This window comes from Pseudactinotalea sp. HY158 (genome assembly GCF_009660225.1).
Taxonomy (GTDB): Bacteria; Actinomycetota; Actinomycetes; order Actinomycetales; family Beutenbergiaceae; genus HY158.
Map to the genome: position 1 here is coordinate 2,435,882 of NZ_CP045920.1, position 15,179 is coordinate 2,451,060.

Genomic DNA, 15,179 nt, shown 5'->3' on the forward strand with positions numbered 1-15,179 from the left:
CCGACCCGCCTCAGTCGCCGAGTCCGACGATCGCTCGCGCCTGGGCCGCCAGCAGCACGGAGCCGGTCACGAGCACGCCGGTGCGGGAGGCGATCGCGTCGACCTCGCCCTGCTCGGCGAGGTCGGCCGCGAGCGTGATCGCGTCCGACAGCCCCGCGGCCACGTGGACCACGTCCTCGTCGAAGACGTCCCGGGCGATCTCGGCCAGATCGCCCGCGTCCATCGCCCGCGGGGTCGGCGCCTGGGTGAGCACGATCTCGTCGAGAAGCGGTTCGAGCACCGACAGCAGCCCCTCGGCGTCCTTGTCGGCCATGACCCCGACGACCCCGACGAGCCGGCTGAAGGCGAAGGCCTCCTCGATCGCGTCGACGAGCACGACCGCGGCCGCGGGATTGTGGGCGCCGTCGACGAGCACGGTCGGGCTCGACCGGATGACCTCGAGCCGGCCCGGGGAGGTGACGGCGGCGAAGCCGGCCTCGACCACGCCGGGATCGAGGGTGCCGCCGCCGAGGAACGACTCGACGGCCGTGAGCGCGAGCGCCGCGTTCTCGGCCTGGTGGCGCCCGTGCAGCGGCAGGAAGATCTCGGTGTAGAGCCCGGCGGGGGTGCGCAGGTCGATGAGCTGGCCCCCGACGGCCACGTGCCGGTTCGCCACCTCGAGGTCGTAGCCGGCGGCGACGATCCGCGCCCCGGCCGCTGCCGCCGCCTCCGCGAGCACCGGGGCCGCCTCCTCCGGCTGCTCGGCCGTGACCACGACCTGGGAGCGCCCCTCGAGGTGCTTGATGATCCCGGCCTTGACGCCGGCGATCTCCGCGGGCGTGTGCCCGAGCCAGCGCTCGTGGTCGCGGGCGATCGGGGTGACCACCGCGACGTCGCCGTCGATCACGTTGGTCGAGTCCCACGACCCGCCCATGCCGACCTCGATGACGCCCACCTCGATCGGGGCATCGGCGAAGGCCGCGTATGCGAGCCCCGTGAGCACCTCGAAGAAGCTGAGCCGGGACTGCCCGGCCTCGGCGAGCTGCGCGTCGACCATCGCCACGTACGGTTCGATGTCGCGCCAGACCTCGACGAAGCGCACCGCCGAGATCGGGGCGCCGTCGATGTCGATCCGCTCGCGCACGCTGTGCAGGTGCGGGGAGGTGAACCGGCCCACCCGCAGCCCGAGCTCGGACAGCAGCGCGGAGATCATCCGGGCCGTGGAGGTCTTTCCGTTCGTGCCGGTCAGGTGGATCGCCCGGAAGGAGTGCTGCGGGTTCCCGAGCAGGTCCATGAGCGAGGCGACCCGGTCGAGGGTCGGATCGAAGTCGTGCTCCGGGTTGCGGGCGAGGATGCCGGCGTAGATCGCCCGGGCCTCCGCCTCCGCGGCCGCCTCAAGGGCGGCGGCCCGGTCGGTGGTCCGGTCGGTGCCGCCGTCCCCGCCGGCGCGCGGGCGGCTCACGGCTCCACCCTGGCGAGCTCGATGCCGACCTCGTTCTCGACCCGGCCGTCCCCGGGAGCCGCCTCGACCACGCTCGGCCCCTCGTCGACGGTCACCGAGACCGCGAGGGTCTCGGCGGCGATGAACTCGGCGCGCTCACGCACCGCACCCGCCCAGTCCTGCGGCACGAGCAGCGAGAGGGTGATCCGGTCGGTGATGTGCAGGTCGGCGGCCTTGCGGGCGTCCTGCACCTGCCGCACCACGTCGCGGGCGTAGCCGTCGCCGAGGAGCTCGTCGTCCAGTTCGATGTCGAGCACGAGGAAGCCGTCGCCGGGCAGCGTCGTGGCCGCGACGCTCGCGTCCCCGTCGTCCGCGACCTCCGTGGTGAGCGTGTACTCCTCCTCGGTCAGCGCGATCCCGCCGGCGTAGACGACGGCCTCGTGGATCTCCCAGTCCCCCGCGCGGGCGGCCCGGATGACGGTCTGCACGTCCTTGCCGAGGCGCGGCCCGGCGGCCCGGGCGTTGACCGTGAGCTTCGAGTAGAGCCCGAAATCGTCGATGCTCACCTGCCCCAGGTCGAGCAGTTCGACCTCGTGGAGGTTGACCTCCTCGGCGATGAGGCCGGTGAACGGGGCGAGCAGCTGCGGGTCGGGCACGGCCACCTGGAGGGTGCGCAGCGGCTGGCGCACGCGCAGCTGGTGGGCCTTGCGCAGGCCGTGGGCCGCAGAGACGACGGTCCGCACCGCGTCCATCGCCGCCACCAGCTCCGGGTCGGCCACGAGCGCGGCCGCGGCCGCGTCACCCGGATCCCCGGGCACCGGCCAGTTGGTCAGGTGCACGGAGCGCCCGCCGGTCAGGCCCCGCCAGATCTCCTCGACGACCATCGGGGCGAGCGGGGCGGTGATGCGGGCGAGCACCTCGAGCGCGGTGTAGAGGGTGTCGTAGGCGCCGCGGTCCTCGCCCCAGAACCGGTTCCGGGAGGTGCGCACGTACCAGTTCGTGAGCACGTCGAGGTGCTCGCGGATGTGCGCGGCCGCGGCCGGCACGTCGTAGGCCTCCATGTCGGCGCGCACGGCACCCACGAGGTCGTGGGTGCGGGCGAGCAGGTAGCGGTCCATCACGTCCAGGCCCGCCACCTCGGCCGGTGCGGGCGGGGAGGCGAGATACCCGCCCGCGGGAGCTGCGTCGTCCGCACGCTCACCGCCCCCGACGGCGTTCGCGTACAGGCTGAAGAAATACGCGGCGTTCCACAGCGGCAGGAGCACGCCGCGCACCTGCTCGCGGATGGCCTCCTCGGCCACGATGAGGTTCCCGCCGCGCAGCACGGGCGAGCTCATGAGCGCCAGGCGCACGGCATCCGAACCGTAGGAGTCCCACATCTCGGTCGGGTCCGGATAGTTGCGCAGCGACTTGGACGCCTTGCGGCCGTCGTCACCGAGCACGATCCCGTGCGAGACGACGGTGCGGAACGCGGGCCGGTCGAACAGTGCCGTCGAGAGCACGTGCAGCAGGTAGAACCAGCCGCGGGTCTGCCCGACGTACTCCACGATGAAGTCGCCCGGGAAGTGATGCTCGAACCAGTCGGAGTTCTCGAACGGGTAGTGCACCTGCGCGAACGGCATCGACCCGGAGTCGAACCACACGTCGAGCACGTCGGGGATGCGGCGCATGGTCGCGCGTCCGGTCGGATCGTCGGGGTTGGGGCGGGTGAGCTCGTCGATGAACGGCCGGTGCAGGTCGGTCACCGGGACCCCGAAGGCCTCCTCGAGCTCGGCGAACGAGCCGTACACCTCGGTGCGGGGATAGTCGGGATCGTCGCTGACCCACACGGGGATCGGCGTGCCCCAGTACCGGTTGCGCGAGATCGACCAGTCGCGGGCGCCGGCGAGCCACTTGCCGAACTGGCCGTGCTTGATGTGCTCGGGCACCCAGGTGATCTGCTCGTTCAGCTCGACCATGCGATCCCGGAATCGGCTCACCCGCACGAACCAGGAGCTCACGGCCTTGTAGATGAGCGGGTTCCGGCAGCGCCAGCAGTGCGGGTAGGAGTGGTCGTAGGTCTCGTGCCGCACGACGACCGGACGCCGCTCGGGTGCCAGTCGTGCCAGGGCACCGGTGCCGGCCTTGAGGTCGGTGATCACCTTCGGGTTGGCGTCGAAGACCTGCAGCCCGGCGTAGTCGGACACCAGCGGGGTGAACCGGCCCGCGTCGTCGACGGGCACGACCGCCTCGATGCCCGCGGCGGCGCAGACGTTCATGTCCTCCTCACCGAAGGCGGGGGCCATGTGCACGAGCCCGGTGCCGTCCTCGGTCGAGACGAAGTCGTCGACCAGGATCTGGTGGGCGTTCGGCTGCCCCTCGAAGTACGGGAACGGCGGGGCGTAGGTGCGACCGGCGAGGTCCGCGCCGCTCGTGCTCGCCACGATCTGCGGCTCCTCGCCGAGCTCGCGGGCGTAGGCGGCCAGCCGGCTGCGCGCGAGCAGCACCCGCTCCCCCGCGAGCGGTCCCTCCGCCGGGGTCACGGTCACGTACTCGATCTCGGGACCCACGGCGATGGCGAGGTTCGAGGGCAGGGTCCACGGCGTCGTCGTCCAGACGAGGGCGAGTTCGCCGCTCTCGAGCCGGAGCCCGACCGTGAGCGCCGGATCCTGGCGCATCTGGTAGACGTCGTCGTCCATCCGCAGTTCGTGGTTCGACAGCGGGGTCTGGTCGTTCCAGCAATAGGGCAGCACGCGATAGCCCTCGTAGGCCAGGCCCTTGTCGTGGAGCTGCTTGAACGCCCAGATGACCGACTCCATATAGGTGGGGTCGAGGGTCTTGTAGTCGTTCTCGAAGTCGACCCAGCGGGCCTGGCGGGTGACGTACTCCTGCCATTCGGCGGTGTAGGTCAGCACCGAGGAGCGGCAGGCCGCGTTGAACGCCTCGATGCCCATCTCGTCGATCTGGGACTTGTCGGTGATGCCGAGGACCCGCTCGGCCTCGAGCTCGGCGGGCAGCCCGTGGGTGTCCCAGCCGAAGCGGCGCTCGACCCGCTGCCCGAGCATCGTGCGAAAGCGCGGGATGACGTCCTTGACGTAGCCGGTGAGCAGGTGCCCGTAGTGGGGCAGCCCGTTCGCGAACGGCGGGCCGTCGTAGAAGACGTACTCGTTCGACCCGTCCTCCCCGGCGGGGCGCTGATCGATCGAGGCCTGGAACGTGCCGTCCGCGGCCCAGTAGTCGAGCACCGCGCGCTCGAGCGCGGGCAGGTCCGGGGAGCTGACGGGCTCACCACCGGCGTGGCGTGGGTAGCGGGCCTCTGCGGGGGTGGGCGCCATGGGAATCCTTCGGGGTGGGCGTGCTTCTCCCCGAGGACGATCTCGGCCGATGGCCGGAACCGCGGTACCACCTCGGTTACCGCCGCCCGCCGACCCTTCGGGAGCCGGCTTATGGACGACGATCGCTTCCTTCGGCGGTGACGGCGCCGTTCCCGTCCGGTTCTACTGGGCGCCCCCTCGGGTGGGGGCGGCTGTTCTTCCGGAAGGCTCACCGGTGATGGCCGGGTCGATGCCTGCGGGAAGTCTACCCGGCCGGGGCGACCGGCTCGTCAATCCCGCGGGCGGACGGGATCGGTCACGCGCAGTCCCAGGTGCGCGGCGACGGTCGTCATGGTCGAGTCGTGCGTCGCCACCGTGACCGGCTCGCCGAGCAGGACCGCGGTCGCCAGATGGAGCGCAGCATCAGGGGATGCGGGTCATGGTCGGATCAGGGCACCGTGTGGCCCGCGGCGCGGAAGAGTTCGTACCACTCGGCGCGGGTGAGCGGGAGGTCCGAGCCCTGGGCGGCGCCGGTGACGCGCGCGGGGGTCGTGGTGCCGAGCACGACCTGCATGGTCGCCGGGTGGCGGGTGATCCAGGCGGTGGCGATGGCGATCGGGGGCACGTCGTAGGCGGCGGCGAGCCGGTCGATCACGGCGTTGAGTTCGGCGTATTCGGGATTGTCGAGGAACACTCCGGTGAAGAATCCTGCCTGGAACGGCGACCAGGCCTGCACGGTGATGTCGTGCAGGCGACAGTAGTCGAGCGTGCCGGCGTCGCGGCTGATCGACTGGTCGAGGCCCGCCATGTTCGCGGCCACCCCCTGGGCGATGAGCGGGGCGTGGGTGATCGACAGCTGCAGCTGATTGACCACGAGCGGCCGGGTCACGGACTTCTTGAGCAGCTCGATCTGGCCGGGCGTGTGGTTGGAGACGCCGAAGTGGCGCACCTTGCCGGCGGTGTGCAGCTCCTCGAAGGCGCGGGCAACCTCGTCGGGTTCGACGAGGGCGTCGGGCCGGTGCAGCAGCAGGATGTCGATGTAGTCGGTGCCCAGCGCCTCGAGCGAACCGTTCACGGCGGCGGTGAGATGGTCGTGGGAGAAGTCGAAGTACGGGCCGTCGCCCACGATCCCGGCCTTCGTCTGGATCGTCACCTGCTCGCGCTCGGCGGGGCCGAGCCGCAGCGCGCCGGCCCAGCGTCGTTCGCACTCGTGCGTCGTGGGGCCGTAGACGTCGGCATGGTCGTGGAAGTCGATGCCGGCGTCGCGGGCGGCGGCGACGAGGGTGCGGATCTCCTCGTCGGTCTTGTCGGCGATGCGCATGAGCCCGAGCACGACGTTCGGGGCCACGATGTCGGTGCCGGGCAGGGTGAAGGTTCTCATCGGTGAATCCTTTCGTTCACCCCCAGCCTGTCACGCGCCGGGCGTCTCGGGTCCAGGCCTCTTGAAAATCTCTCCCCCTGATAACACATCGGATGTCTGCTTCTGATCGGTTCGAGTGATTCACTGGTTCTCTCGGCCCGCTCTCCGCTACCTTGGAGCAGTTCCACCCATAGACATCCGAGGTGTCACGCGACGCTGACCGTCCCACGCAGCGTCGTCACCGTCATCCAGTGTCGTTCGGGGTGGACGACGCGTCACGCACTCAACGAGGAGATCGATGTACCAGGATCATGCGTCCAGGGGCGCCCGCCGACCCCGCGCCACCGCGCTGCTCGCCGCAGCGGCCCTCTGTCTGCCGCTCGGCATCGCGGGCGTCTCCGGCGCGCAGGCCGAACCGACGATGGGTGCCGACGCGGATGCGTCCGAGACCACCCCGCTGCGGCTCTGGTACGACGAGCCCGCCCCCACGAGCTCGACCCCGCAGGACGCCGGAAAGGAGGACTGGAGCTGGCAGGACATCGAGAACGGCTGGCAGAAGTGGTCGCTGCCGTTGGGTAACGGCTACCTCGGTGCCAGCGTCTTCGGGGGCACCGACACCGAACGGATCCAGATCACCGAGAACAGCCTCCGCCACCCGTACACGTCGAGCAATTCGGCGACCAAGTACAACAGCGGCATGAACAACTTCGTCGAGACCTATATCGAGTTCGGTCACGACGACGTGAGCGACTACTCCCGCGACCTGGTCCTCGACGACGCCACGGCACACGTGAGCTACGAGGCGGGCGGGGTGATGTTCGAACGGGAGTACTTCGCGAGCCATCCGGACAAGGTGCTCGTCATGCACTTCGAGGCGTCCGAGCCCGGCGCGCTCACCTTCACGCTCAAGCCGCAGGCGCCCTACCTCAAGGACTACAACCGGGTGCCGTCCGACGAACTGGCCAAGACGGGAAGCGTGACCGCGGCCGGCGACACGATCACGGTGGCGGGCGAGCTGTCGCACTACGGGATCGAGTACGAGGGGCAGTACCGGGTGCTGCCCGAGGGCGGCGAATTGAGCGCCGCCGAGGTCGACGGGCGCGGCGAGCTCACGCTCACGGGAGCCGACAGCGCGACGGTGCTCCTCGCCGTCGGCACGAACTACGAGATGGAGTCGCGGGTGTTCACCGCCCCCGACGACGAGAAGCTCACTCCGTACCCCGGCCCGCACGACAAGGTCAGCGCGATGATCGCGAGCGCCGCCGCCAAGGACTACGAGGCGTTGCGGGCGGCCCACGTGGCGGACTACGCGCAGTTCTTCGACCGGGTCGATCTGGACCTGGGCGGGGCCGTGCCGACCACGACCACCGACGCCCTCCGGGCGGGATACGCGGGCGCCTCCGATTCCGATCGCGCCTACCTCGAACAGCTCTACTTCCAATACGGGCGCTACCTGCTTATCTCCTCCTCGCGCGCGGGCTCCCTCCCCGCGAACCTGCAGGGAATCTGGAACGCCTACGACAGCTCCCCCTGGGGAGCCGGGTACTGGCACAACATCAACGTCCAGATGAACTACTGGCCCGCGTTCACCACGAACCTCGCCGAGATGTTCCTCTCCTATTCCGACTACAACGGCGCCTACCTCGCCAGCGCCCGCCGAAACGCCGACAGATACATCGCCGCGGTGAACCCGGACGGGCTGGCGCCCGCCGGACAGAACGGCTGGGCGCTGGGCACCTCGACCACGCCGTACGAGACGACCGGGCCGAGCCCGACCTCGCATTCGGGTCCGGGTACGGGCGCCTTCACGTCGCTGTTGTTCAAGGACTACGTCGACTACACCCAGGACCTCGACTATCTGCGCGACGTCGCCTACCCGCGGATGCTCGGGATGGCCCGCTTCCTCGACAAGACGCTCGAGCAGCACGGTGACAGCTACCTCGTCGAGAAGTCCGCCTCCCCCGAACAGATCGTCGGCGGGTCGTACTACCGCACGACCGGGGCCGCCTTCGATCAGCAGATGGTGCACGAGAACCTCGCCGCCGTACTCGAGTACGCCGAGCTCCTGGGCTACGACAATGCGGAGCTCGACGCCTGGCGCGAGAAGGTCGATCACCTCGATCCCGTGCTCGTGGGCACCTCCGGTCAGGTGAAGGAGTACCGGGAGGAGCAGGCGTACGGCGAGATCGGCGACCCGACCCACCGTCACATCTCCCAGCTCGTCGCGCTCCATCCGGGAAGCACGATCAACTCGACGACGGACGCGTGGCTCGATGCCGCGCGTGTCACGCTCACGAAGCGCGGCGACTCCGGGACCGGCTGGTCGAAGGCCCACAAGATCAACCTGTGGGCACGCGCGCATGACGGCGACCACGCATACAAGCTGCTCGGCACCCTGCTGCGGGACTCCACGTTGCCGAACCTGTGGGACACCCACCCGCCGTTCCAGATCGACGGGAACTTCGGCGGCACGAACGGCATCGCCGAGATGCTGCTGCAGAGCCACGAGGGGGCGATCGTCCCGCTCCCCGCCCTCCCGAGCGCGTGGCCGTCCGGCTCGTACAGCGGATTGACGGCGCGTGGCGGCTTCATCGTCGACGTCTCGTGGTCCGACGGCGAACCGACGACGATGGCCGTGGAATCGAGCGCCGGCAGGCCGGCCACCATCCGCCGCGCCGGCATCGCCGCCGGTGACGAGGTGCGCGTGGTGCGCGAGAGCGACGGCGCCGAGGTCGAGCTCGAGCGCCACGGCCGGGACGAGATCCGCTTCGAGACGAGCGCCGGCGAGCGCTACGTGATCACCGACATCCCCGTCGAGACGCTCGCCGATGCGCCCGCCACACTGGCCGCGGAGGCGCTCGGCGACGGGCGCTACCTGCTCACCTGGCCCGACGTGGCGGAGGCGACCGACTATTCGGTCCTCGCCGCCACGGGGAACGCCCCGTCGTACGCGCCACTCGCAACCGTCGACGTGCCGCGCGCGATCGTCGAGGTCCCGGGCGGCCTCGCCGAGCCGGTCACGTTCAAGGTGCGGAGCCGTTCGTCGACAGGCGCGCTGGGCCCCGACGGCCCGACCGCCCGCATCACGGGTGCGGCCACGGACCCGAACGTGCTCCGCGGGAAGTCGATCACAGCCAACCGCTCGGCGATCAGCGGGTCCTACGCGGTCGCGAACATGGTCGACGGCAATCGCACCAGCAGGTTCGCCTATCTCGACGGCACCAGCGCCGACCCGCTCGTCGTCACCGTCGATCTGGCGGGCACGTACGACCTGAGTGAATTGACCCTGGTCGAGTTCGTCGACTCCCGGCAGGACTACTCCTCGCGCATCGAGTCGTTCACGGTGGAGGGCCGGGATGATTCGGGCTGGCGGGTGATCGGCACGGGCGGCGACCCCGGCAGCAGCGACTCGACGACCCTCGAGCACTCCGTCGAGGTCGACGCCGACGGCATCCTCGAGCTGCGATACACCTTCGAACTGAAGTCCGCTGCCCACAGCCCCACGATCTGGGAGCTCGAGGCCACGGGGACCCGGGTGACCTCCCGGATGAACGTGCTCCTCGGGAAGCAGGTCACGGTGAATCAGCCGCCGTACGACAGCCGCTTCCCCGACCGGAACCTCGTCGACGGCGATCCCGGCTCACGATTCGCCTATCGCGACGGCAACGCGGGCACCCTCGAGGCGGTGATCGATCTCGACGGTTCGTACGAACTCGAGTCGGTGACGATCGACGAGTTCGTCAACGCCGCCCCGAACAATGCCTCGCGGATCGGGGCGTTCACGGTCGAGGCGTTCGACGGGGCGGACTGGGCGGTCATCGCCGAGGGCACCGACACCGGCCGCGGCGAGAACGGACACCGACGAAACACGCTGGCGGTCTCGGCGAGCAACGCCCAACAGGTGCGCTTCACGATCGTGCCCAAGTCGCCGGCGCAGGCACCGAGCGTCTGGGAGCTCGAGGCCGCGGGCACCTCGCTCATGCTCGCCCGACCACTCGGGCTCGACGTCGCCTCAGCGGCGCCGGGGCAGCGGGTCACGCTCCTCGGCCTGGGATTCTCCGGCGCCATCACGGGCCTACGCCTCGGTGACGACGAGATCCCCGACTTCGAGATCCGCAGCGAAGCGGAGATCACGTTCACGGTTCCGGACCTCGCGCCGGGAACGTACGACCTGATCGTGAGTGAGGGCGAGGCGGCCGCGACAGCCGTGCCGGTGGTCGTCGTCGCGGACGACGACTCCGACGACGACGCCGACGGAACCGATCAGGCCGACGGCACGGACGACGCCGACGGAACCGATCAGGCCGACGGCACGGACGACGCGGACACGGCCGACGGCACCGACCAGGCCGATGGCGCGCACGACGCCGACGGAGTGGACGGAACCGACACGGCCGACGGGGCCGACGACACCGGCCAAGCCGGCGGCACGGCCGATACCGACGGGACCGACGGAACCGACCAGACCGGCGGCACGGACGACACCGACGGAGTGGACGAGGCCGACGCCGGGGCAGGTGCAGGAGCAGCCGCTGATGGCGGCACCGACACCGCTCCCGCCGACGCCGACGCTGCGGCGGGCGATCGAGCTCCGACGGTCGATCCGCTGCCCGCCACGGGCGCTGCGATCACGCCGCTCGTATTCATAACGGCGCTGATGAGCCTCGTGGCCGCGGTCCTCCTCGTTCGTCGCGCCCGACCCGGCGCCGGGCGCGGCTGATCCGCTCCGCAGGTGGGGGACGGGGCCGAGGATCACCGGCCCTGTCCCCCGCGCGTATGCCGGACGTAACATCGAAGGAAGGGACGGCAGCGAGCACAGGGGCGAGAAGTGGAGCAGATGATGACCAATAAGCAGCGCTTGTCGATCAAGGACGTGGACCCCACGGCCTACCAGGCCGTGCTCCCGTTGCAGAAGTACGTGAACTCGGCTCGGCTCGACGCCGGGCTCGTCCCGCTCCTGGATATTCGCGCCTCCCAGCTCAACGGCTGCGCGTGGTGCCTCGACATGCACACGGACGACGCCCGCGAGGCCGGCGTCGATCAGCGACGGATCGACCTGGTCGCGGCCTGGCACGAGGCCGGCGACCTGTTCAGTGAGCGGGAGCAGGCGGCGCTCGCCCTGACGGAGCAGATGACGCTGCTGTCCCGCGGTGGCGTGAGCGATGCCGTGTGGGAACGCGTGCGCGATGCCTTCGACGAGCAGCAGATCGTTCAGTTGATCATGGCCATCTCGGTCATCAACGTGTGGAACCGGATGAACGTGACGGCGCGCACCTCCCTGCCCGCCAAGCCCTGAGGCTAGGCGCCCGCGACGCGCCGCACGACCTGCGGGAGAGACTTTCAGCGCAGACCGCCCCGAGAGGCCCACATGTCCACCGGCTTGCCACCCTGGTTCGAAATCGGTTCGCTCATCGTGCTCGTCGCGATCCTCATCGCGGACCTCGTCGTCGTCACTCGCCGGCCGCACCGCCCGAGCGCGAAGGAGTGTGGGATCTGGGTCGGCGTCTACGTCACCCTCGCGCTGGTCTTCGCCGCCTGCATCCTGCTGCTCGGCAGCGCCGAGTACGCCAGTCAGTTCGTGGCCGGCTGGCTCACCGAATACTCCCTGAGCATCGACAACCTCTTCGTGTTCGTGCTCATCATGACGCGGTTCGCGGTGCCCGAACATCTCCAGCAGGAGGTGCTCATGGCCGGCATCCTCATCGCGCTCGTGCTGCGCGGCGTGTTCATCCTCATCGGCGCCCAGCTCATCGCCAGCTACAGCTGGATCTTCTACCTCTTCGGCGCGTTCCTCGTGTTCACCGCGATCCACCAGGTCACCGGCTCCGAGGACGAGGGCGGCAGCGACAACGCCCTGATCCGGCGCCTGCGCTCGCGGCTTCGGATGACCGACACCTACGACGGCATGCGCCTTCGCACGATGGTCGACGGCCAGGCGATGCTCACGCCGCTGCTGCTCGTGCTCCTCGCGCTCGGCACCACGGACCTGCTCTTCGCGCTCGATTCGATACCCGCGGTCTTCGGCATCACGAACTCCGCGTTCATCGTGTTCACGGCCAACATCTTCGCCCTCATGGGGCTGCGGCAGCTGTACTTCCTGCTCGGTCACCTCATCGAGCGGCTCATCTACCTCAAGTACGGGATCGCGGCCATCCTCGGATTCATCGGCGTCAAGCTCGTGTTCCATGCGATGCACGAGAACAGCATCCCGTTCCTCAACGGCGGGCAGCCGATCCAGTGGGCCCCCGAGATCGGCACGGGGCTCTCACTCGGCGTCATCATCGCCTCGATGGTCGTCGCGACCCTCGCCAGCCTGCTGCGCACGGATCGCTCCGCACGCGACCTGGGCGGGCCCGGGAGGAGCGCTTGAGGGCAACCGCCGGGACGAGATCCGCTTCGAGACGAGCGCCGGCGAGCGCTACGTGATGAGCGACATCCCCGCGGACACGCTCGCCGATGCCCCGACGGAGTGGACGAGGCGGACGATCGAGTTCCGCCGCCCGCCTTCGTCCGGAGCGTCAGCTGTTCACGTTCGACGGGGCCGCCATATGCCGATGTCCAGCAGTGTCGGGCTCGACCCCAGGCGAGTCATAAGTCGAGCACGAATCGCAGGGCTTGATCAATGGCGCGCATCTCCACTGGGCCGACCGCACCGATGCGCGATCGCAGCCGCTCGAGGGAGATGGTGCGGATCTGATCGCAGCGGGCGAAACTGGCGTGGTCGAGGCCACTCGCTCCGGACGTCAGTTCGATGTGGCTGCGCAAGCCGTAGCTTCGACGGAGTCCCACACGCGTCGCTCTTCCCTGTACTCGGCGAGTAGTCGCGGGTCGTCTCGCAGCTTTGAGTAGTCTTCGGTGAGTCCACGCAGAAACTCCTGTCGCTCGAGAGCGTCGATGGCCGCGTGGACCACGTCGATCACAGGTGTCTGGCGCGCGTCGGCCATGCGGCGTAGGCGCTCCGAATCCGGCTCACGCACCCTGATCGTCGTCGTCTTCATCGCCATACGATGATGGTAGACGGAAAGTAGACAAGCGGACAGGGCTCACATGTCGCCCCCTGCCATCCTGAGCCGAAGCGTCCCGTGGTCGGCCGAGCAGCCCGGGCGTACACTGAGATTCACGCGGCATCGGAGGCGAGCGGCGTCCTTCGAAGCAGCGACGGCAGCCCCGGAGCGAACCGCGCACCGGCGCACCAGACCCGATCCCGTGAGCAACAATCGACCGGAGCCGCTTCCCGGCCGGCCCTCGACATCGCCGCTGAGAGGAGAGATCGTGTCCGACTCTCAACGGATCTCGATCAGCGACGTGGACGCCGCCGCCACGCACCGACGTGCCGGGCCGGCACGGGACTCCGGCCGATTGACAGCCTCGTGACGCCCCTCCCCCTCCTCCTCGACTGTGATCCGGGCATCGACGACGCCCTCGCCCTCGCGTACGGTGCGGCGCACGGCGCCGAGTACGTCGCCTGCACGGTCACCCACGGCAACGTGCCCGTCGAGACCGGGGCCCGGAACGCGCTCACGGTGCTCGACGTGCTCGGTCTCGCCGACGTGCCGGTGCACCTGGGCGCCGCCCGGCCCCTCGCCCAGCCGCTTCGTACGGCGGAGGCCGTGCACGGAGGCGACGGCCTGGGCGATACCGGCCGGGCGCCGTCCACACGCTCGCTCGCGGGCACGCTCGCGCCGGTCGAGCTCGTGCGGCTCGCCCGCGCCCACCCCGGCGAACTCACCCTCGTGGCGATCGGGCCGCTGACGAATCTCGGCATCGCGCTGCTGCTCGACCCGGAGTTCGCCGGCCACGTGCGCCGAGTCGTGGTCATGGGCGGGGCGATCCTCGTGCCGGGGAACGCGACCGCGCTCGCCGAGGCGAACACGTTCTGCGATCCGGAGGCCGCCCAGCTCGTGATCGACGCCCCGTGGGACCTGACGTGGGTCGGGCTCGAGGCGACCCGCCGGACCGCGGTCCCGCCCGAGCTGCTCGACCGGCTCGCGACCACCGCGACGCCGCACGGGCGGTTCCTCTGGGCCGCGATGCAGCACTACCTCGACCGGTACGAACGCACCCTGGGCCGGCGCACGTGCCTGCTGCACGATCCGCTCGCGATGGCCCTCGCCCTCGACCACCGGCTCGCGAGCTACCGGCTCGTGCGCACGGGCGTGGAACTGCGCGGGGAGCGCACCCGCGGGCAGGTGACGGCCGATCTGCGGCCGGGCCGGCCCGATCCGGAGGATGCGCGCGAGCCCGGGGTCGTCCGGATCGTCGAGGACCTCGACGTGGCGGCCTTCCACGACCGCTTCCTCGGCTCGCTCACGGGGTGAGCCGGTGCACCCTCGTGGCGCCGGCCTGGGCCACGGGGTTGATCTCGAGCAGGTCGATGTTCACGTGCGCCGGCCGGCTCAGGGTCCAGGCGATGGCCTCGGCGACGTCGGCGGCGTGCAACGGGCCCGGAACGCCGGCGTACACGGCCTCGGCCCGCGCCCGGTCGCCGAGGCGGCGCAGCGAGAACTCCTCGGTGTGCACGAGCCCGGGCGCGATCTCGATGATGCGGATCGGCTCCCCGAGGAGCTCCATCCGCAGCGTGGCCGGGATCGCGCGCTCGGCGTGCTTGGCGGCGGTGTAGCCGGCGCCGCCCGGATAGAACTCGCGGGCGGCCATACTCGTGACCACGACGACGTCGCCGCCGCCGGCCCGCAGCGCCGGCAGCAGCGCCGTGACGGTCCGCAGCGTGGCCACGACGTTCATGTCGTACATCTCCCGCCACCGGCCGATGACCGCCTCCGCCTCCTCGCCCCCGGCGGCCTCCACGGGATCGACGCCGCGGGCTCCCCCGGCGTTGGCGACGACGGCCGCGAGCGCCCGGGCACCGACGTGGTCCGTGAGGGCGCGGGCCCCCTCGGCCGTGGCCAGGTCGGCGGCGACGACCTCGCAGCCGACCTCACCGGCGAGCGTCTCGAGTCGTTCCCGGCGGCGCGCCACGGCCACCACCGGGGTGCCGAGGCCGCGCAGGTGCCGCACGGTCGCCTCGCCGATGCCGGACGAGGCGCCGGTGACGACGACGAGGTCGGGCGCGTGGGTGTCGTTCATGGCTGCCATGCTGCCACGCGGG

The 15,179-nt window shown here is 70.4% G+C and carries 10 protein-coding genes; 4 read left to right on the forward strand and 6 right to left on the reverse strand.

The window, feature by feature from the left end:
* Positions 1-10 precede the first annotated feature (10 nt).
* The 3 genes from GCE65_RS10735 to GCE65_RS10745 form a co-directional block, all read right to left on the reverse strand.
* The gene (locus GCE65_RS10735; RefSeq protein WP_153878383.1) at positions 11-1,441 is read right to left on the reverse strand and encodes a folylpolyglutamate synthase/dihydrofolate synthase family protein; all 1,431 of its coding nucleotides are present in this window, start codon (positions 1,439-1,441) and stop codon (positions 11-13) included.
* Positions 1,438-4,734, reverse strand: coding sequence for an isoleucine--tRNA ligase (gene ileS / locus GCE65_RS10740; RefSeq protein WP_153878384.1), 3,297 nt, complete (start codon positions 4,732-4,734; stop codon positions 1,438-1,440). The genes GCE65_RS10735 and ileS overlap by 4 nt, the downstream gene beginning before the upstream one ends.
* A gap of 427 nt (positions 4,735-5,161) precedes the next feature.
* Entirely contained in the window at positions 5,162-6,094 is a 933-nt protein-coding gene (locus GCE65_RS10745; protein ID WP_153878385.1) for an aldo/keto reductase family oxidoreductase, read from the reverse strand.
* A gap of 277 nt (positions 6,095-6,371) precedes the next feature.
* Here GCE65_RS10745 and GCE65_RS10750 point away from each other — a divergent pair, with 277 nt between their 5' ends.
* From GCE65_RS10750 to GCE65_RS10760, 3 genes are all read left to right on the forward strand, one after another.
* On the forward strand, positions 6,372-10,793 hold the full coding sequence (locus GCE65_RS10750) for a glycoside hydrolase N-terminal domain-containing protein (RefSeq protein WP_153878386.1): 4,422 nt from the start codon (positions 6,372-6,374) through the stop codon (positions 10,791-10,793).
* A gap of 120 nt (positions 10,794-10,913) precedes the next feature.
* Positions 10,914-11,369, forward strand: coding sequence for a carboxymuconolactone decarboxylase family protein (locus tag GCE65_RS10755; RefSeq protein WP_153878387.1), 456 nt, complete (start codon positions 10,914-10,916; stop codon positions 11,367-11,369).
* A gap of 72 nt (positions 11,370-11,441) precedes the next feature.
* Complete coding sequence (locus tag GCE65_RS10760; RefSeq protein WP_153878388.1) at positions 11,442-12,443, forward strand: TerC/Alx family metal homeostasis membrane protein; 1,002 nt, start codon at positions 11,442-11,444, stop codon at positions 12,441-12,443.
* 218 nt (positions 12,444-12,661) lie between these two features.
* On the opposite strand, the gene GCE65_RS10765 is transcribed toward GCE65_RS10760, so the two are convergent.
* The gene (locus GCE65_RS10765; protein ID WP_153878389.1) at positions 12,662-12,862 is read right to left on the reverse strand and encodes a type II toxin-antitoxin system PemK/MazF family toxin; all 201 of its coding nucleotides are present in this window, start codon (positions 12,860-12,862) and stop codon (positions 12,662-12,664) included.
* Entirely contained in the window at positions 12,817-13,077 is a 261-nt protein-coding gene (locus GCE65_RS10770) for a hypothetical protein (RefSeq protein WP_152818415.1), read from the reverse strand. Before GCE65_RS10770 ends, GCE65_RS10765 begins: the two co-directional genes overlap by 46 nt.
* A gap of 366 nt (positions 13,078-13,443) precedes the next feature.
* On the opposite strand from GCE65_RS10770, the gene GCE65_RS10775 reads away from it, so the two are divergent.
* Positions 13,444-14,391, forward strand: coding sequence for a nucleoside hydrolase (locus GCE65_RS10775; protein ID WP_153878390.1), 948 nt, complete (start codon positions 13,444-13,446; stop codon positions 14,389-14,391).
* Here the strand turns inward: GCE65_RS10775 and GCE65_RS10780 are convergent.
* A complete protein-coding gene (locus tag GCE65_RS10780) occupies positions 14,381-15,157 on the reverse strand; it encodes an SDR family NAD(P)-dependent oxidoreductase (protein ID WP_153878391.1) in 777 nt (258 codons plus the stop codon). The genes GCE65_RS10775 and GCE65_RS10780 overlap by 11 nt on opposite strands.
* Positions 15,158-15,179 lie beyond the last annotated feature (22 nt).